Source organism: Nonomuraea sp. LPB2021202275-12-8, from assembly GCF_037044575.1.
Lineage (GTDB): Bacteria > Actinomycetota > Actinomycetes > Streptosporangiales > Streptosporangiaceae > Nonomuraea.
On record NZ_JBAHWD010000043.1, the window covers coordinates 49,966 to 68,201 of the forward strand.

Annotated in this window: 18 protein-coding genes; 7 read left to right on the top strand and 11 right to left on the bottom strand. The window is 70.0% G+C overall.

Annotated elements, in window-relative coordinates; translation table 11 throughout:
- The first annotated feature begins 2 nt into the window (after positions 1 to 2).
- Both V5E28_RS43305 and V5E28_RS43310 read left to right on the top strand, forming a co-directional pair.
- The gene (locus tag V5E28_RS43305; protein ID WP_336215901.1) at positions 3 to 341 is read left to right on the top strand and encodes an ArsR/SmtB family transcription factor; all 339 of its coding nucleotides are present in this window, start codon (positions 3 to 5) and stop codon (positions 339 to 341) included.
- Complete coding sequence (locus V5E28_RS43310) at positions 338 to 808, top strand: SRPBCC family protein (protein ID WP_336215903.1); 471 nt, start codon at positions 338 to 340, stop codon at positions 806 to 808. The genes V5E28_RS43305 and V5E28_RS43310 overlap by 4 nt, the downstream gene beginning before the upstream one ends.
- Positions 809 to 810: 2 nt before the next feature.
- Here the strand turns inward: V5E28_RS43310 and V5E28_RS43315 are convergent, their stop codons facing one another.
- The 6 genes from V5E28_RS43315 to V5E28_RS43340 all read right to left on the bottom strand — a co-directional run bounded on the left by V5E28_RS43315 (position 811) and on the right by V5E28_RS43340 (position 6,478).
- Positions 811 to 1,584, bottom strand: coding sequence for an SGNH/GDSL hydrolase family protein (locus V5E28_RS43315; RefSeq protein ID WP_336215904.1), 774 nt, complete (start codon positions 1,582 to 1,584; stop codon positions 811 to 813).
- A complete protein-coding gene (locus V5E28_RS43320; RefSeq protein WP_336215906.1) occupies positions 1,571 to 2,140 on the bottom strand; it encodes a PadR family transcriptional regulator in 570 nt (189 codons plus the stop codon). Before V5E28_RS43320 ends, V5E28_RS43315 begins: the two co-directional genes overlap by 14 nt.
- Before the next feature lie 130 nt (positions 2,141 to 2,270).
- Entirely contained in the window at positions 2,271 to 3,842 is a 1,572-nt protein-coding gene (locus V5E28_RS43325) for an ABC transporter permease (protein WP_336215907.1), read from the bottom strand.
- A complete protein-coding gene (locus V5E28_RS43330) occupies positions 3,839 to 4,729 on the bottom strand; it encodes an ABC transporter ATP-binding protein (RefSeq protein WP_336215908.1) in 891 nt (296 codons plus the stop codon). Before V5E28_RS43330 ends, V5E28_RS43325 begins: the two co-directional genes overlap by 4 nt.
- Positions 4,726 to 5,352, bottom strand: a complete 627-nt coding sequence (locus tag V5E28_RS43335) for a TetR/AcrR family transcriptional regulator (RefSeq protein ID WP_336215909.1) — start codon at positions 5,350 to 5,352, stop codon at positions 4,726 to 4,728. The genes V5E28_RS43330 and V5E28_RS43335 overlap by 4 nt, the downstream gene beginning before the upstream one ends.
- 64 nt (positions 5,353 to 5,416) lie before the next feature.
- A complete protein-coding gene (locus V5E28_RS43340; RefSeq protein ID WP_336215911.1) occupies positions 5,417 to 6,478 on the bottom strand; it encodes a PucR family transcriptional regulator in 1,062 nt (353 codons plus the stop codon).
- Between the two features lie 71 nt (positions 6,479 to 6,549).
- Here V5E28_RS43340 and V5E28_RS43345 point away from each other — a divergent pair, with 71 nt between their 5' ends.
- The 4 genes from V5E28_RS43345 to V5E28_RS43360 all read left to right on the top strand — a co-directional run bounded on the left by V5E28_RS43345 (position 6,550) and on the right by V5E28_RS43360 (position 11,367).
- Positions 6,550 to 7,470, top strand: a complete 921-nt coding sequence (locus V5E28_RS43345) for an alpha/beta hydrolase (RefSeq protein WP_336215912.1) — start codon at positions 6,550 to 6,552, stop codon at positions 7,468 to 7,470.
- Entirely contained in the window at positions 7,439 to 7,732 is a 294-nt protein-coding gene (locus tag V5E28_RS43350) for a cupin domain-containing protein (RefSeq protein ID WP_336215914.1), read from the top strand. Before V5E28_RS43345 ends, V5E28_RS43350 begins: the two co-directional genes overlap by 32 nt.
- Before the next feature lie 84 nt (positions 7,733 to 7,816).
- Positions 7,817 to 9,655: an ABC transporter ATP-binding protein gene (locus V5E28_RS43355; RefSeq protein WP_336215916.1), complete on the top strand. Its 1,839-nt coding sequence runs from the start codon at positions 7,817 to 7,819 to the stop codon at positions 9,653 to 9,655.
- Positions 9,652 to 11,367, top strand: a complete 1,716-nt coding sequence (locus tag V5E28_RS43360; protein ID WP_336215917.1) for an ABC transporter ATP-binding protein — start codon at positions 9,652 to 9,654, stop codon at positions 11,365 to 11,367. Before V5E28_RS43355 ends, V5E28_RS43360 begins: the two co-directional genes overlap by 4 nt.
- A gap of 96 nt (positions 11,368 to 11,463) precedes the next feature.
- Here V5E28_RS43360 and V5E28_RS43365 read toward each other — a convergent pair whose 3' ends face one another.
- Genes V5E28_RS43365 through V5E28_RS43375 form a run of 3 tightly spaced genes read right to left on the bottom strand, consistent with a single transcriptional unit; the run spans position 11,464 to position 14,943 of the window.
- Positions 11,464 to 12,759, bottom strand: coding sequence for an MFS transporter (locus tag V5E28_RS43365; protein ID WP_336215919.1), 1,296 nt, complete (start codon positions 12,757 to 12,759; stop codon positions 11,464 to 11,466).
- 46 nt (positions 12,760 to 12,805) lie between these two features.
- Positions 12,806 to 13,921, bottom strand: a complete 1,116-nt coding sequence (locus V5E28_RS43370; RefSeq protein ID WP_336215920.1) for a mandelate racemase/muconate lactonizing enzyme family protein — start codon at positions 13,919 to 13,921, stop codon at positions 12,806 to 12,808.
- A complete protein-coding gene (locus V5E28_RS43375) occupies positions 13,918 to 14,943 on the bottom strand; it encodes a LacI family DNA-binding transcriptional regulator (protein ID WP_336215922.1) in 1,026 nt (341 codons plus the stop codon). Before V5E28_RS43375 ends, V5E28_RS43370 begins: the two co-directional genes overlap by 4 nt.
- Positions 14,944 to 15,181: 238 nt before the next feature.
- On the opposite strand from V5E28_RS43375, the gene V5E28_RS43380 reads away from it, so the two are divergent.
- Positions 15,182 to 15,511, top strand: coding sequence for a cupin domain-containing protein (locus V5E28_RS43380; RefSeq protein WP_336215923.1), 330 nt, complete (start codon positions 15,182 to 15,184; stop codon positions 15,509 to 15,511).
- 146 nt (positions 15,512 to 15,657) lie between these two features.
- Here V5E28_RS43380 and V5E28_RS43385 read toward each other — a convergent pair whose 3' ends face one another.
- Both V5E28_RS43385 and V5E28_RS43390 read right to left on the bottom strand, forming a co-directional pair.
- Complete coding sequence (locus tag V5E28_RS43385; protein ID WP_336215925.1) at positions 15,658 to 16,440, bottom strand: MerR family transcriptional regulator; 783 nt, start codon at positions 16,438 to 16,440, stop codon at positions 15,658 to 15,660.
- Positions 16,441 to 16,604: 164 nt separating this feature from the next.
- Complete coding sequence (locus V5E28_RS43390) at positions 16,605 to 17,963, bottom strand: serine hydrolase domain-containing protein (RefSeq protein ID WP_336215926.1); 1,359 nt, start codon at positions 17,961 to 17,963, stop codon at positions 16,605 to 16,607.
- Positions 17,964 to 18,236: the final 273 nt, after the last annotated feature.

The following is an 18,236-nucleotide window of genomic DNA, read 5'->3' on the forward strand; positions in this document are numbered from 1 at the left end:
GGATGCCGGACGACCAGCTCAGCCTCACCTTCGCCGCCCTGGCCGACCCGACCCGCCGCGCGATCCTCGCCCGGCTGGCCGACGGCGAGGCGACGGTCAACGAGCTGGCCGAGCCGTTCGACATGAGCCTTCAGGCGGTCTCCAAGCACCTCAAGGTGCTGGAGCGGGCGGGGCTCATCAGCAGGGGGCGCGACGCCCAGTGGCGGCCCTGCCGCCTGGAGACGGCCCCGCTGGACGACGCCTCGGAGTGGATCGGTCAGTACCGCGACCGCTGGACCGACCGGTTCGACCGCCTCGACCAGGAGATCAAGCAGATCCAGGCCAAGGAAGGGCGACCATGAGTGACACCGAGTTCGTCATCGAACCCGGCCGCCAGGACATCGTCATGAGCCGCGTCTTCGACGCGCCCCGGGAGCTGGTGTTCCGGGTCGTCACCGACCCGGAGCTGCTCCCGCGCTGGTGGGGGCCGCGTTTCCTCAGCACCCGGGTGGACCGCATGGAGGTCCGGCCCGGCGGCCGCTGGCGCTACGTCAACATCGACGCCCACGGCAAGGAGTACGGCTTCGGCGGCGTCTACCACGACGTGGTCGCGCCGGAGGGGTTCGTGCGCACGTGGGCGTTCGAGGGCTGGCCGGGCGACGTGGCGCTGGAGACCGTCACCCTCGTCGAGACCGCGGGCGGGACGAAGTACGTGGCCCAGTCCGTGCACCAGTCGGTGGAGGCCCGCGACGCGATCGTGCGAGCGGACGGGGCGAGGGGCGGCCGGGAGTCCATGGACCGGCTCGCCGAGGTGCTCGCCGGCCGCTGACCTCAGGGCAAGGGCAGGAGGCTCGGGCGTTTGGCCGTGCGACCGTCTCCGGAGGAGCGGCCGCGCAGGCGTCTGCCCAGCCACGGGCCGAGGAAGGCGGCGGCCCAGCGCAGCTCGGCGTGCCAGCGGGCGGACGAGGCCGTCTCCAGCGGCAGGGGGTGGGTCCAGGAGTCGTCGCTGCCGGGCAGCGCGAGCGCGTGGGCGACGGCGGCGGCGATGCGCTGATGACCGGCCGGACTGGCATGGAGCCGGTCCGGGCTCCACAGGCGGGGATCGGTGACCACCGGATGGTCGCTGGTCTCGGCGACCACGACCCCGTGGCGGCGGGCCGCGTCGCGGATGCGGTCGTTGAAGGCGGGGATGCGGGAGCTGAGCGGGCGGGCGAGCGGGATGATCCGGGTCAGGTCCGGGAAGGTGAGCGTGACAACCCGGGCGCCCTGGCCGGTGAGCGCCGCGAACATCGCCTCCAGGTGGCCGACGACCTCGTCGGCGTCGAACCGCGGCCGGCACAGGTCGTTGACCCCGGCGAACACGGTGGCCAGGTCGGGATGCAGGGCCAGGGCCGGGGCGAGCTGCTCGGCGTGAACCTGGCCGGCCAGGCGTCCTCGTACGGCCAGGTTGGCGTACTGCAGGCCGGGGTTGTGCCGCGCGAGGTGCTCGGCGAGCCGGTCGGCCCAGCCTCGCAGGCCGGCGTGGTCGTCGCCGTCGCCGACGCCCTCGGTCTGACTGTCGCCCAGGGCGACATAGCGCAGGTAACGGTGGTCACTGCCGGTCATGGGCGCCTTGCCTTTCTCGCAGTACGGTGGCCGCGCGTTCGCACCAGTCGCGGTTGCCTCGCTCGAAGGCGAGGCCACGCAGGCAGGTCAGGTAGGGGCCGATGCGCTCGCCGTGGCGCAGGAACTCCTCTTCGGTGCGATCGCCACGCATGGTGCGCAGCAGCCCGTCCAGCACGCCGATCTTGGCCTCGGCGAAGGTGGAGCGCTCGGCGAGCTGGGCGATCAGAGTCCCGGTGTCGACGTGGTCCGCGGCCTGGACCTTGACCATCAGGTCGTCGCGGATGAAGGAGGGCTTGGCGGTGAGGGCCGTGAACCGCTCCAGCTCGGCGAGGCCGGCGTCGGTGACCCGGAACAGGCGCTTGTTGGGCCTGGTGTCCTGGATCACTTCCCGGCCGGTGACGAGCCCGTCCTGCTCCAGCCGGGTCAGCTCGGCATACAGCTGCTGTGGCTGGGCGTGCCAGAAGTTCGCCACACCCAGACCGAACGCCTTGGTCAGCTGGTAGCCGCTCAGCTCCTCGTCGAGCAGGGCCGCCAGGACAGCGTGCCGCAACGCCATCGGATCACCTCCCGCGCCTGCACATGCTCATGCTAGTCATGAATATGAATAGCCATGGTTTTGAGTATAGAGGAGGAGCCGTGCCTCGCGGTGTCGGTGAGACCGCTGTCAGTGCGCCACGAGAACGGCTTCAGGCGGAAGGCGCCAGGTCGCGGCGGCGCAGGAACGCCAGTCCCGCCGCCGCGAGGGCCCCCGCCACCACAGTCAGCCCAAGCAGCGGCACCACCGGTGACGAGGCGTCGCCCAGCAGCATCGCCGGTACGTGCACGAACGGCGACAGCTCCAGGACGAATCCGCCGGCCAGCCTGAACTCCGCCAGCAGGTCCACCAGCAGGAAGAGGCCGAGCACGGTCCAGCTCACGGCCGTCGCCAGCCGGGGCAGCACGCCGAACAGCAGCGTCGCGATCCCGACGACGGTCCAGACGGCGGGGAGGTAGGCGAGCGTGGCCGCGGTGACGCGGGCCAGGTCGCCGTCGTAGGTGAGTCCCGCCGCGGCGCCCAGCGCGGCCAGCAGCAGCGCGGGGCCCGCGAGGGCGAACATCAGGTGGCTCAGCCCCCAGCGCAGGCGGCCGACCGGGGTGGACAGCAACAGCTCCGCCCGGCCCGCCGCCTCCTCGCCTCGGGCCCGCAGCGCCGACACCAGCGCCGCCGCGGCGACGAGCTGGCTGAGCACGTACATCACGAAGGTGAAGAACACATCCGAGAGGTGGGCGTCGGCGCCGCCGACGGTCGCGGCCAGCTCCCGGAACTGCGGCGTGTCCAACTGGGCGTCCAGCCCGCGCGCCGCCACGCCGAGCAGCGCGCCCATCAGGCCGAAACCGATCGCGAAGCCCGCGAGCGTGCCCCGGTGCAGGCGAGCGGCCAGGCCGAACGAACCCGACAGCGCCCCGGTGGCGGGTCCGGGGCGAGCGGGGACCAGGCCGCCGGCCACGTCACGCCGCGTGGACAACGCGAACGCGGCCGCGGCCAGAGCGATGACGAACACCGCGACCAACCCCAGCACCCACCACTGGTCGCCGGCGTAGGGCCTGGTCAGCCGGACCCAGCCGAACGGCGACAGCCATGCCAGCCATCCGATGCCGCCGGCGTCGGCCAGCGACCGCAGCGCGAACAGCAGGCCGCCGGCGGCGATCGCGATGCCGCGTGCCGTACCGGATGAGGCGGTGAGCTGCGCGGTGACGGCGGCCACGGCCGCGAACGCCCAGCCGCCCGCGGCGATGGAGAGCCCGAACAGCAGGGAGGAGCCCACGGGCAGCCCGTCGGCGGCCAGGGCGGGTACCGCCAGCAGGCCCAGCAGCAGGTTGGCGGCGAGCACGACCGCGAGCGCGGCGGCCAGCGGGGCGTGGCGGCCGATGACTCCCGAGGAGAGCAGCTCCCGTCGGCCGGTCTCCTCCTCGCCCCTGGTGTGCCTGATCATCACCAGGACGCTGATCAGCCCGCCGATCAGCGCGAGGGACGAGCCGAGCGTCCAGGCGGTCAGGCCGCCGACGCTCGCGTCGTAGATGGGGCCGCGGGTGGCCAGCTGCGCGGGATTGGTCATCGAGGCCGCCGCGAAGGAGTCGCGGGCGGCCTGGTCAGCGTACAGGGCCGTGGTGGAGGAGGCGATGCCCGCCGGCAGCACCGCGCTGATCGCGATCCACACCAGGAGCGGCACGCGATCCCTGCGCACGATGAGCCGGATCAGTGTCCGGGTGCCGGTCATCTCGTGGCTCCCTCGTAGTGGCGCAGGAACAGCTCCTCCAGCGTCGGCGGCTGGGTGGTCAGCGTGCGCACGCCGACGCGGGCCAGCTCGGCGAGCACCGGCGTGAGCGCGTCGCCGTCCACCTGGCAGCGCAGCCGGTCGCCGTCCACGGCGAGGTCGTGCACGCCGGGCAGCGCGGCCAGGCCGGGCGCGGGCCCGATCAGCTCGGCTCTCACCGAGGTGCGGGTGAGATGACGCAGGTCGGCCAGGCTGCCGGATTCGACGGTACGGCCTGCGCGGATGATGCTCACGCGGTCGCACAGTGCCTCCACCTCCGACAGGATGTGGCTGGACAGCAGCACGGTGCGGCCGTTGCGCTTCTCGTGCAGGACGCACTCGTTGAAGAGCGTCTCCATCAGCGGGTCAAGGCCCGAGGTCGGCTCGTCGAGCACCAGCAGCTCCACGTCGGAGGCGAAAGCGGCCACCAGCGCCACCTTCTGCCGGTTGCCCTTGGAGTAGGTGCGGCATTTCTTGCGCGGGTCGAGCTCGAAGCGCTCAAGCAGCTCGGCGCGCCGCCTGGGGTCGAGGCCGCCGCGCACCCTGCCCAGCAGGTCGATGACCTCGCCGCCGGTCAGCGACGGCCACAGCGTGACGTCGCCGGGCACGTAGGCGAGTCTTCGGTGCAGCTCTGTGGCGTCCTTCCAGGGATCGCCGCCGAGTAACCCGACCCGGCCGCCGTCGGCGCGCATCTGGCCGAGCAGGATACGGATCGTGGTGGTCTTGCCCGCGCCGTTGGGGCCGAGGAAGCCGTGCACCTCGCCCGTCTTGACGGTGAGGTCGAGCCCGTCCAGGGCCCTGGTCTGGCCGAAGGCCTTGACCAGGGCGTCCGCGCGCACCGCGGTGTTCACTGTTGTCCCTCGAACTTCTCCAGGCCCGTCCGCGCCTGCTCGAACAGCTCGCGGCCGAGGAATTCCGGTCTGATCAGGTCGAGCTGGGCCTTGCCCACGCGCAGCGCGCCCTGCGGGGCGTAGAGGTCCGTGCCGAGCGCACGGGAGACATGCTCGTGCAGCACGGTGATGCCCAGCTTCATCGCCGTCAGCAAGGTCGCGCGGGCGCGGTGGTCGGCCTCGGACTGGTCGCCGCGGGCCAGACTCTCCTCTGTCACGCTCACGAGCTCGTCGAACATGGCGGCGGCTCCGGGTGAGCCGTCCACGAGGGCCCGGCCGAGGTATTTCATCAGCGGCGGCGCGGTCCGATGGACGGTCTCGATGAACTCCGGCGTTTCCAGGTTGCCGCCGGCGACGCCCGCGCTGACCTGCTCGCGAACATAACTGAGGACATAGGCGTCGCATGCCTGCCTCAGCTCCTCCTTGGTGCCGAAGTGGTGCTGCACCAGGCCGGGGGAGACTCCCGCCGCCTCGGCGATCCCGCGGATCGTGGTGGCCCTGACCCCCTGCTCGGCGAACAGCGCCATCGCGACATCGCGGATGCGTGCGCGCGCCGTCAGGTCCTCTTCAGATACTGGTCGCATGTCCAGCATGCTATACCTATGTATTGGAAGCCATGCAACCGTCCAGTACGACCCATCTGTCGATCTAGTCGTTCAGCAACCGCCATGCGGTGAGGGCGAGCTTGGCCCGTGTCAGCCCGGTGGGCTCGGCGAGTTCGATGCCCAGGGTCTTGCCGATGTGTTCGAGTCGGCGGGCGATGCTGCTGTGGTGCAGGTGGAGAAGGTCGGCGGCCCGACGCAGCGAGCCGGTGGCGCAGTAGGCGTCCAGCGTCTCCAGATCTTCAGGGCTCCCGGCCATTCGGGTGATCGCGGCCACGTCGGCGTTGTGCCGGGCAGCGTCCTGGGGCACCTCGGCCAGGAGTGCCAGCGCGCCCAGGTCGTCGTATCGGATGACGGGTTCGCGTGAAGTGGTGAAGCGGAGGGCGGTGCGGGCTTCCTGCCAGGAACGGTCGGGGCTGTCGGCGGCGCCGATGCCCGCGCGTACGCCTGCCGGGAACCGGGCCGGGTCCATGGCGGTGGCCAGGATGACGCCCACGTCGGCGAGTGGTGCCGCCTTGACGAGGCGGGCCGGGCAGACCAGGCCGCCGACCTGGTCGAGCGGAAGGTGTGACCGTACGGCGAGGACGCGGACGGGCAGGTCGGCGGCGAACCCCAGAAGTCGTAGCGCCCGGGCTCTGGCCGCCTCGTCGCTGTCGGGGCTGATCACCAGTTCGACCAGGGCGGGGTCGGCCATGGTGGTGCGGGCCGGGCCGTACCTCTCGACGACCGCCGCGGTGGCGATGGCGAGCCGGTCCAGCACCACTTCGTCGAGTTGACTCGGCGCCCCGGGGCGTTCCAGCCACACCGTGCCGATCTCCTCCTCGTCGAGCGTGATCGGCGCCGAAGTGGACGCGGGTGACGGCGGGGCGGACCTGGCGCCACCGCCGGGCGCGTCGGACACCTCCCGGCCGTCGGGCGACATGCGGATCACCCGCCCCGTGCCGTGGAGCCGAATCCCGGCCACGCATTCGGCCAGGCCCGCCGAGGCCCGGGCGAGCGCCGGGAGATCCACCCGCCGGCGCATCAGCGTGTCGTAGAACATGACGACCCGGATCGCACCTTCGATCTCCGAATCGAGCTGCGACAGCCGTACGGCCAGTGCCTCCATGGCAGGAGGGTACGCGACGACCGGCGCGCGATATGGGCAGGATGCCCGACAGGTGGCGGATGATCTCAGGGGTGGCGACCGTGAGAATGGCCGACATGGATCCCGAACTGGAAGCATTCATCCCGTTGTTCCCCAAGACCGACCTGACCGACCCGGCCGCCACGCGCAAGAGCTTCGCCGGCCTGGCCACCGCGGTGCCGGCACCGGACACCGTGGGCATGGAGGTCGAGGACCGCACAGTGCCCGCCGATCCGGACGTTCCGGTGCGGATCTATCGCCCGCACCAGGCACAAGGCGCCATCGTCTGGCTGCACGGCGGCGGATTCGTCATGGGCGACGTGGACACCGAACATCCGTGGGCCGCCCGGCTCGCGGACGGCTCCGGCGCGGTGGTGATCTCGGTGGGCTACCGCCTGGCCCCCGAGGATCCGTTCCCGGCCGCCCTGGACGACGCCTACGCCGTACTGACCTGGACGGCCGAGCACGCCGCCGAGCTCGGCATCGACCCGGAGCGGATCGCGGTCGGCGGCCACAGCGCAGGCGCGGGGCTCGCGGCCGGCATGGCGTTGCGGGCACGTGACCAGCAGGGACCGCAGATCCACTTCCAGCTGCTCAACCAGCCCGGACTCGACGACCGGCAGGAGACGTGGTCGGCGCGGAACTTCACCGACACACCCTGGATGAATCGCGACAAGATCACCTCAGCGTGGCGGCACTACCTGGGCTCCACTCCCGCCACGCCCTACGCCGCCCCGGCGCGGGCCACCGACCTGTCCGGACTGCCCCCCGCCTACATCGCCACCGCGGAGCTGTGTCCGAACCGCGACGAAGACATCGCCTACGCGCTGCGCCTGCTGCAGGCGGGCGTGTCGGTCGAGCTGCACCAGTGGCCCGGCACCTTCCACGGGTCACAGGCGATCCTGTCCGCCGAGGTGTCACAGCGGCAGATCGCCGAACTCAGTGCCACCCTGCGCCGCGCCCTGGCCGAGTGAGCTCGTCGCGGGCGACCAGGCCGGCCACCGGGAAGTCCACCCCGAGGCCGAGGAGATCGTGTCCTGCCTCATCGGGAAGATACGCCTCTACCTCCGCCCGGAGCGGCCGGGACAGGAGGAGGAACAGATCAGACTGCCGGCCGGAACCGCCGCCATCGTCCCGCGCGGGCGATGGCACCGCATCGAGCTGGACATCCCCAGCAACATCATGGCCGTCACCCTGCCGCGTGGCAGCCGGCTGGAGAAGCGGACCGATGCCTAGGCCAGGCCCTCGAACCCTGTCCTCATCCACCATCGGCTCGGCCACATGCCCGATCACGACGAGATTGACGAAAACGGGAGAGCGATGAACGCCACCGACCTTGCCCAGGCGAGGGAGCGGTCCACATCACCACCGGGTGCCGATTCCGCGGCGGGGCCGAGCATGGCAGGGCTGCTGCGCCCGCATCTCCGGAGTTTCGCCGCCGTTGTCATCCTGCAGGTCATCGGCGCTGTCGCGGGCCTGGCACCGCTGCTGGCGGTCGTCGAACTGGGTCGTACCCTGCTGGCGCCCGGCCCCATCGATCACGGTCATGTCCGGATCGTCGTGATCGCGGGTGCGGTCGGCCTGTTCGTCCGGCTGCTGTTCACGGCCGCGTCGTCCGGAATCGGACACCTTCTCGACGGCCAGGTGCAACTGTCGTTTCGCCGGCAACTGGCCGCGCGGCTGGGAAGCGTACCGATCGGCTGGTTCTCCCGGCGCCGGACCGGCGAGCTGGCGAAGGTGGTGGGCGAGGACGTGAGTGCCATGCACCCGTTCATCGCCCACGCTCCCGGCGAGCTCATCTCCGCGTTCGTGGTGCCGCTGGTGTCGCTGATCTACTTGTTCACCATCGACTGGCGGCTCACGCTGATCACGCTGATCCCGGTGGTGCTTGCGGTGGCGCTGGTCCCGCTGATGATGACCCCGACCCGGCTGCGCGAGCAGGAGGATTTCGACGCGGCGATGGGACGGATCGCGAGTTCCGTCGTCGAGTTCGTGCAGGGCATCTCGGTGGTCAAGGCGTTCGGCGGAGGCGAGCGCGCCCACCACAGATTCCGCACGGCCGCAGACGATTTCGCCCGCATCTTCTACCGGATGGTGCGCGGCCTCTCCGTGATCGGTGCCGGGATGCAACTGGCGCTGTCGCCGCCGTTCGTTCTGCTGGTCGTGCTGATCGGCGGTGCGGCTCTGATCACGAACGGTGACATGGCCCCGGCCGACCTGCTGCCCTTCCTGCTGCTCGGACTGGGACTGACCGCTCCGGTCGCGGCCCTCGGCCACGGCTTCGACGATCTGCGGGCCGCCCGGCGCGCGGTCGGCCGGATCAAGGACGTGCTCGACGTACGGTCTCTGCCGGAGCCTGCGCACCCGGTCGCACCACAGGGACACCGGGTGGAACTGCGTGACGTTCGGTTCGGCTACGAAGCCGATCACGAGGTGCTGCGCGGGATCGACCTGGTGCTCGAGCCGGGCACGGTCACCGCGATCGTGGGGCCGTCGGGAAGCGGAAAGTCCACGCTGGTTCAGCTGTTGCCGCGCTTCTTCGACCCGACCCACGGTTCGGTCGCCCTGGGCGGTGTCGATCTGCGCGAGATCGGCAGCCGGGAGCTCTACCGGACAGTGTCCTTCGTCTTCCAGGATGTTCGCCTGCTGCGCGCGTCGGTCGCGGACAATATCGCCCTGGCGGTACCACATGCCGACCGCGACGACGTCATCCGCGCAGCCCGGCTGGCGAACATCCATGATCGAATTCTCGAGCTGCCGCGCGCATACGAGTCGGTGATCGGTGAAGACACCGGACTGTCGGGTGGCGAGGCGCAGCGGATCTCGCTCGCACGCGCGCTGCTCGCCGACACGCCCGTTCTCGTGCTCGACGAGGCGACCTCCTTCGCCGACCCGCAGACCGAACAGGCGGTACGCCGGGCCCTGGCGACGCTGGGTGGCGATCGGACGATTCTGGTCATCGCCCATCGCCTGGAGACGGTCGCCGACGCCGACACCGTCGTCATGCTGGAGAACGGGTCGATCGTCGAGCGCGGCAGGCCCGCCGAGCTGCTGGCACGGAACGGAAGGTTCGCCGCGTTCTGGCAATCCCACCGATCGGCGATCGCCGACGAGACCGACACCCACAGTGGCGTACCGCAAGGAGACGAGCCCCGATGATTCGCATGCTGCTGCGCGTGCTCGGACCCGAGTACGCCCGGCCGATACGTCGCACCGTCGCCCTGATGACGACGGCCGCGGTAGCCGAGGGTCTGTCCTACGCACTGCTGGTTCCCGTGCTGCGGGCGCTGTTCGGGAGCGATCCCGCAGCCGCCTGGCCCTCGCTGATCGCGTTCGGGGCCGTGGTCGTGGTCTATGCGGGGCTGCGCTATACCAGCGATCTGTCCGGTTTCCGGGTCGGGACCACGATGTTGCGTGGCATGTATCACCGGCTCGGCGATCATCTGGCCCGATTGCCCATCGGCTGGTACAGCGCCAACCGGGTCGGGGAGGTGTCTGCCCTGGCCAGCGGCGGCGTCCTGCAGGCGATGAGCGTGATCGCGCATCTGCTGGCACCGTCCATCTCCGCCAGTGTGACGCCCCTGACGATCATTGTCGTGATGCTCGCCTTCAACTGGCACATGGGGCTGGCCGCGTTGGTCGCTGTGCCGATCGTGGCGGCGATCCAGCTCTGGACGGGACGCTCGACGGCCGCCACCGACGCGGAGCGCGCCGAACGCGACCATGAGGCCACCGGGCGGGTCATCGAATACCTCCAGGCCCAGCCGGTGCTGCGAGCCGGCGGCCGGACCGCCGAACGCTTCAGGTTGCTCGACGACTCGTTGCGGGACGTCCAGCGCGCGTCCCGCCGGACCTTGTTGTCGGTGCTGCCCGGCGCAGTGGGCTTGACACTCACGGTGCAGGCGATGTTCACCGGGTTGCTGATCCTGGGCGCCTACCTCGCGCTCGGCGGGAACATCGGCGCGGCGGAGGTTCTGGCGATCCTGGTGCTGGCCGCCCGCTGCGCCGATCCGCTGCTGTCGCTGGCGGATATCGGTAGCCAACTACGCGGCGCGCGTTCCGAGCTGGCCAGACTCGACACGGTGTTGCGCACCGAGCCGCTGCCGGAACCTCGCGAACCGATCCATCCGGAACGCCACGACCTGGAGTTCGACTCCGTCACCTTCCAGCATGGCGACCGCACGGTGATCGCCGACGCGTCGTTGTCCGTGCCGCAGGGGCAACGGCTCGCCGTCGTCGGACCGTCGGGTGCGGGGAAGAGCACCTTGCTGCAGTTGCTCGCGCGGTTCTACGACGTGGACGCGGGCGTGGTGCGCGTGGGGGGTGTCGACGTGCGCGCCATCAGCACCGAGGTGCTGATGGCACAGATCGCCATCGTCTTCCAGGACGTCTATCTCTTCGACGGCACGATCGAGGAGAACGTTCGTCTCGGCCGCCCCGACGCAGGCGTTGCCGAGGTGCGGGCGGCAGCGACCGCGGCGCGGTTGGACGAGGTGATCGAGCGACTGCCTGGAGGATGGGCCGCGCATGTCGGCGAGGGCGGCGCACTGCTGTCAGGCGGTGAGCGCCAGCGTGTCTCGATCGCGCGAGCGCTGCTCAAGAATGCGCCCATCGTGCTGCTGGACGAGGTGACCTCCGCACTGGACCCGATGAACGAGACGGCCGTCCACGACGGTATCGAGCGCCTGATGGCGGGCCGGACGGTGGTGATGGTGGCGCATCGGCTGCGGACCGTCCAACGCGCGGATCGCATCGTCTTCCTGGACGGCGGCCGGATCGTGGAGGAAGGCAGCCACGACGAGCTGCTGCGCCGCGGCGGACGCTACGCCGACTTCTGGAACGTTTCCCTGACACCGGCAGCGAGCGAATGAGGACGCGGCCGGTGTCGGAGCACGTCGCCCGACACCGGCCGCCCCCAACTCGCGATCAGCGCTGCACCCGGCGGATCGCGTACACGCTCGAAGGCGTCAGGAGTCGGCCGGCGCGACAGACGACGTGGCAGGCCGCATCCTGGTGTACGCGAACAGTGCGAGACCACCGAGGATCGCGACCAGGCCGAGGACGGACAGGCCGAGCGCGTACGTACCGGTGGCGGCGAGCAGGGCGCCCACGAGTGCGCCCGCGACGATGCCGCCTCCGCCGGCGCCGAACCCGTTGATGATCCCTGTGGCGGGTCCCACTACGTGAGCCGGCAGATCGGTCACCGCGATCGCCCAGATGTTGGGGGTGTAGGAGGCGGTGAAGTATCCCAAGCCGAGACAGATCAGCGCGAACTGCAGCACGGGGGAGTCGGTCAGCGCTACGCAGGCCAGCAGGACGCCGCCGACGACGAGGCCGGAGACCGCGATGGGGCCGCGCCGGCCGGTGCGGTCGCCGAGGATCATCATCGGGATGGTGAGCAACAGGGAGACGATGTACGGCGCGGCGGAGAGCAGGCCGTTGACGCTCGGCGCGAAGCCGAACGTCGGAACGATGAGCGGGATGAACAGCGTGATGCCCCAGAAGAGCATGCCGTTCGTGAAGTAGCTGAAGACGATCAGCACGAACCGCCAGCCGCCGAACGCGGCGAAGCTCAGCCTCTTCCGCGACGGCCCGCCGCTGTCCCGCGCGCGGGTGGGCGCCATGGTGGCGGCCGGTGCGGTGGGCAGGAATCGTGCGTAGAGGGGGAGGATGACGACGAGGCCGATCGCGCCCAGCGCCCAGAACATGGGACGCCAGCCGTACGACGCCTCGATGGGGGTGAGCAGGAAGAACCCGAGCGCCAGGGCGAGATACTGCCCGTAATACTGGATCAAGGCGCTGGCGCGGGTCATCTCACGCTCGTCGAACCACGCCTTGGCCATCCTGAACTGCTGAGGCCAGTAGATGCCCTCGAACACGCCGACGCCGACGCGCAGCGCGATGAGGGCCTCGACGGAGTCCACGAATCCGATGAACAGCGTGCACAGCGAGTAGCCCGCGACAGTGGCGAGCAGGATCCACTTGGCGTCGATCCTGGCGGTGAGGAAGCCGCCGAGGAAGTTCGAGATCAGGTATCCGACGAGGAACGCGGTCAGGGCGAGGCTCGACGTGGCGGCGAACTCGTCGCCGGAGAATCCGAGGTCGGTCGAGATGTTCTTGATCCCGACCGACAGGTTCGAGCGGTCGAGGTAGGCGATGAACAGGCCGACCAGCAGCAGCCCGCAGATGCGCAGCCATTTGTGCGGGAGGGGCGGAGCTTGTGCTGGCAGGTCTTGCGTACTGAGGCGCGGGTCCGATGGCACGGGTGTTCCTTAACGCTGGGGGTGTGCGGAGTTCGGGGTCATGTGGTCAGGCCCGGTAGGCCTCGATCACTGTTCGGTCGATCTCGATCCCGAGGCCCGGTCCTTGGGGCACGGACATCACCGGCCCGATATCAAGATCCGACAGGGTCTGCCGGAAGGAGTTGGGCGCCTGGTCGAGCTCGATGACGGGGAGTGCGCGTCCGAGGGAAGGGGTCACGACGGGGAGTGCGGTGGCCAGGTGCAGCCCCGCGGCCACCGTGATCGCGGACCCCCAGACGTGGGGGAGTGTGGGGATGCCGTGGGCGCTCGCCATGCCGGCGATCAGCAACGTCTCGCGGAGCCCGCCACAGGCCGTGGCATCGGGCTGCAGCAGGTCCACGGCACGCGACTCGATCATCTCCGCGAATCCCCAGCGGGTGAACGCCGACTCTCCGCCCGCGATGGGCACCGCGGTGGACGCTCTCAGCTCGCGGTAGCCGGCCAGGTCTTCGGGGATGACCGGCTCTTCGAAGAACCACAGCGAGTCCGATTCGGTCTCGCGGGCGAAGACGCGGGCTTCCGCCGTGGTGTAGCCGCGGTTGGCGTCGGCTGCCAAGAGGATGTCCGGCCCGAGCGCCGCGCGCACCCGGTGCACGCGGTCGATGTCGGACCGGAGCTCAGCGCCGACCTTCATCTTGACGTGGCGGTATCCCTGCGCGGTGAGGTGCCGCGCCTCTGCCTCGATGTCGTCCGCCCATTCGCCGCCGTAGTAGAACGCCGAGGCGTACGCGTCGAACGCATCGGGGGCCCGGCCGCCGATGAGACGGTGGATCGGCTGGCCCAGCGCCTTGCCGACGGTGTCCCACAGGGCCACCTCGATGCCGGAGATCGCGGCGATCGGGACGCCCGCTCGCCCCCACTCGCGGCTGCGGTTGTACATCGACTCCCACAGAGAGACGTGCTCGAACGGATCCGCCCCGACCAGCAGCGGAGAGAACACCGAATCGATCAGCGCACGGCTGCCTTCGGCCGGGCCGAAACACTCGCCCCATCCGCTGATGCCCTCGTCCGTCACGATCTCGACGAGACAGCTGCTGCGGGTCTCCCACGACCACTGGGACATGCCGAACGGCGTCCGCAGTCTCTCGGTGACGACGTACGTCTCGACCGCCGCGATCTTCATGCTCCGTACTCCTTCGTCGTGGCCGGCGGGGCGACGGAGCCGCGCCGGATCAGCGTGCCCGGCACGACGCGCGGGCCGGGCTCGACGGTCTTTCCCGAGGCCATGTCGAGGAGCAGGTGACCGGCGAGGCTGCCCATCTCCTCCACCGGCTGGTCGATCACCGAGATGGCCGGGCGGTGCAGGGTCATCCACCCGGCGTCGGTGAACCCGATGACCGAGACATCGTCCGGGCAACGTCGCCCAGCCGTGAGGGCTGCGCTGACGATTCCCTCCGTGACGGGCGCGTTGAAGCCGATCACCCCGGTGACGCCGGGATGCGTGCGAAACAGTTCGCCCACCGCGGCCTCCCCGCCCGACCGCGTCCCATCCGTGTACCGCACGAGCGCCTGGCACCCGGGGCGGCCAGTGAGAGCCGCGCGGAAGCCCTCCTCACGGGCACGGGTGGTGGACGCCTCGCGCGGGCCGAGGATCATGGCGACCTCGGTGTGGCCGTGGGCGAGAAGCTCCTCGGCCGCCGAACCGACGGCTTCCCGCTCGTTGGTGACGACAGCGGGGACGTCCACGCTGTCGAGCACTCGGCTGACGCTCACCACGTGCCCGAACGCCCGCAGATCCTCGTCGCTCAACGAACTGCGGATCGACGGAACGATGACAAGCCCGGTCGGCCTGTAGGAGCGTAGAAGATCAAGCTGATAGCGCTCGATCTGTGCGTCGTCATCACAGTTGATCAGCATCAACGAGTAGCCGCTGCCGGCCAGCCTGCGTTCGATCGCGCGGTGCAGCCGTGCGTAGAAGGGGTTGCCGATGTCGGCCACGAGCACACCGATCATCGGGGTACGGGAGGCGCGCAGGCTCCGTCCGACCGCGTTCGGCCGGTAGTCCTGCGCCTCGATCGCGGCGAGCACGGCAGCGCGTGTTTTCTCGCTGACCTGACCGGTCCCGTTGAGCACCCGGGAAACGGTCTGAGCGCTCACACCGACCGCCCGTGCGACCGTGTAGATCGTCGACCTCTCTTCTGACACAGCTGACTACTCTCCGCGCTGTTATCGATAACTGTTTGGATGAAGTGCAGGTTACAGCGTTCTGGACCAAAGCGACAAGAGGTGGCCAACCGGGCCGCCATCTGGGCGGGAAGGCGGCCTACCACCCGACGAGGGACACAGGGTGGGCCCGCCCTCTGCGTCCCTCACGCATGAGCCATACGCGCGGCTCGTGACCCGCGAGCAACGGAACGTTCCGTCCATGAAATGATCGTGGGCCATGGAGATCATCGACAGCGGGCGGTTCGTCCCCGCGGCGGACGGGTCCGCCGACTACGCGGAGCACCTGCGGGTGCCCGCGCTCAGCTTCGGGACCTACTCCATCCCGGCCGGCGCGACAGACGGGCAGTCACCGCACAACGAAGACGAGATCTACGTGGTGACGGCCGGGCGAGGCTCCTTCACCTCCGGCGGCCGCACCATCGAGGTCGGCCCCGGCACCACGCTCTTCGTCCCGGCCCGTGAGGAACACCGCTTCCACGACGTCACCGAGAACCTGGTGGTGCTGGTGTTCTTCGCCCCCGCGTACACCGGAATCCCTCAGCCCTAGTGTCTTCGCGGCAGGCGTTCGCCCCGGTTCTGCAGCACGCCAGCCCGGTAACGGAGGGCGAGGCCGAGGCCAGGTTTGTTGCCGGGCGCCGCGAACTGTCTCCTACGACATCTGTGGGCAGGCCCCCGGCCGGTCGCCGGGCGCGGTCAGTGGGAGTCCGGTCTGGGGATATGGATGCCGGCGGCGCGAAGCTCGGTCTCGAAGAGCGCGACCAGCCGGGCCGCGGCCGGCGTCTGCTCTTCGCCGTGGTGGGCGATCAGCGTGTACCGGGTCGCGGCCTCGGTGCGGGCTCGCAGGCCGGTCACGGTCTTCAGCAGTGCGGGGTTGGCGAGGTAGTGCTCGGCCACGGCGGTGGCGAGCTCGGCGATGCGGGGGTCGTCCGGTTGCCAGGCGGCGGCTTCGGCTGCGCGCCTGGTCAAGGCGACGAGCCGGGTGTCTTCGAGCGCGTGCTCGAAATGGGTGAGGTAGTCGTCGAAGCCTTCCGGGACCAGGGCCTTGGCCAGCACCCAGCCCTCCCTGGTGGCCGCCACCTCGTCCGCGGGGAATCCGAGGCCGGACATCCGCTCCAGCAGCGCCACAGCGCGGTCGGGCAGCAGAGCCCGGTCACCATCGGCGAGCCGATGCAGCGTGTCACGCCGCGCGATCAACTCCTCGATCCGTTCGGTGAGCTGCCGCTCGACGTCGGCGAGCGCGGTTGCGAACAGCGCGGCATCGGCGTCGAGCAGGGGCGCGATCTCGGCCAGCGGCACCCCGGCGGCGGCCAGCGTCCGGGCCTGCACCAGCCGCAACAGATCGGCCGATCCGTACCGCCGGTAGCCGGAGCTGTCGCGTTCCGGCTCCTCGACCACGCCGAGCTTGTGGTAATGCCGCACCGTCTTCACCGTGACGCCGACGAATGCCGCCGCCTGCCCGATCGTGACCCCGTTCATCTGCAAAATCCTGCCTTGTGCTCGAGCTCGGCGACTAGGCAGACCATAGCCGAGCGTATGGACGGGTCAGGCCGAGCTCGTCGAGCTCGGCCTGACCCCGGTTCGCGTTCTCCCTGATGCACGGCCGGAAGGGGCGCCCCTCGTGGCGTGCGGGTCACCGGTGTTCAGTCCGTCGGCTGAGCCGGATCGGCCTGCCCACCGCCGAACACCTCGTTGAGGAGCCTTCGCTGGGCGTTCTGGAATGCTGCTGCGATGGACAAGTCGGCGTCGTCCACGCAGTTCAGCGCGGCGGTCAGGGTCTTGCTGCCGTCGGGTGTGCTGTACATCAGCGCCGCGTGGCCCACGGCGGCGCCGTTGTGGGAGATGACGGTGCCGCCGCCGTCCGTGGTCAGTACGAACACTCCCAGGCCGTAGTCCATGTTCGGGATGCCCGTCGGGTGCGGGGTGCACATCTCGGCCAGCAGCGGGGCCGGCAGGAGCTTGCCGCCCAGCAGCGCGGAGATGAACGTGTGGAGGTCCTGGGTGGTCGAGATCATGTCGCCGCCGCTGGAGATCCAGGAGGGGTTCTGGCGGGTGATGTCGATCGTCTTCTGCTCCCCGCCGTCCTCGTAGCGGTAGTAGGCGTGGGCGTGCGGGCCGGGGATCTCCGGACCGTCGGGCACCATGGTGACCGACAACCCGAGTGGCCCCAGGATCAGCCGCTGCATCTCCTCGGCGACCGAGCGGCCGGTGACCTTCTCGATCAGCAGCCGGGCCAGCACGTAGTTGGTGTTGGAATAGCTCCAGCCCGTCCCCGGCTCGAACCGCGGCGGCTTGGACAACGCCAGCTCCACCAGCTCCTGCGGCCGGTAGGTCTTGAACCGGTTGTCCATCCACTCTTTGCCGGTGGTGCTGTAGGGGATGGGGATGCCCGGCGCGATCGTTCCGTCGTCGTAGACCTCGCCGGTGAAGTTGAACACCCCGCTGGTGTGCTGCAACAGCATCCGCACCGTGATCCGCTCGTCCAGCCCGAACTCGGGCAGGTAGTCCGCCGCCGGGATGTCCAGCCCGATCTTGCCCTGGGCCACCAGTTGCAGCACCACGGTCGCGGTGAAGGTCTTGGTGTTGCTGCCGATCCGGACATGTCCGTTGATCGGCGGCTTGGCGCTCCCGCCCAGCTCGGCCACCCCGGCGCTGCCGGCCCACTCGCCCCGCTCATCGTGCACGCGCAGCGTCACCCCGACCAAACCGGAATCGACGATCTCCTCGATCGCCTTCTGCAGCTCCGGGCGATCCTGCCCGGCGGCGTCGAGGGCAGCGGTGATCTTGCGGGCCATCTCGGCCGTGATGGTGCTGGGCTTGTCCGGGTGGACCTGGGCGGCTTCGATGGCGAGAAGGATGGTGCTGCGGAAGTTGTCGGCTTCTGCCGGAGCTTGCTTGCCGAGCAGCTTCATGGCTGCGGTCAGGGCCGGCAGTACCCGGTCGGCGAGTTCGGCGACGGTCTTGCCCTTCAGCTCGATGTCCTTGGCCTTCGCGGCGAGCACGTGCCCGACCAGACCGGTCGCCGACGTCAGGGCGATGGAGGCATTCGTGGCGGCCCTGGGGCGAGCCGGTGGCGGCGGCCATCAGCGACACGGCACCGTACGCGGCGGTCCGCAGGGTGCTCTTGTCCTGGTCGGAAAGGGTGATGGACATGGTGGTTGCTCCTTCAAATCTGTTATGTCCTGGTCGGCGTTGTGCCGCTGCGGCGAGCTTCCACCGTGACCCAGGGTCAACCTCAACCGTGATCTGGCTCACAGCCACTTCCAGGGACAGCT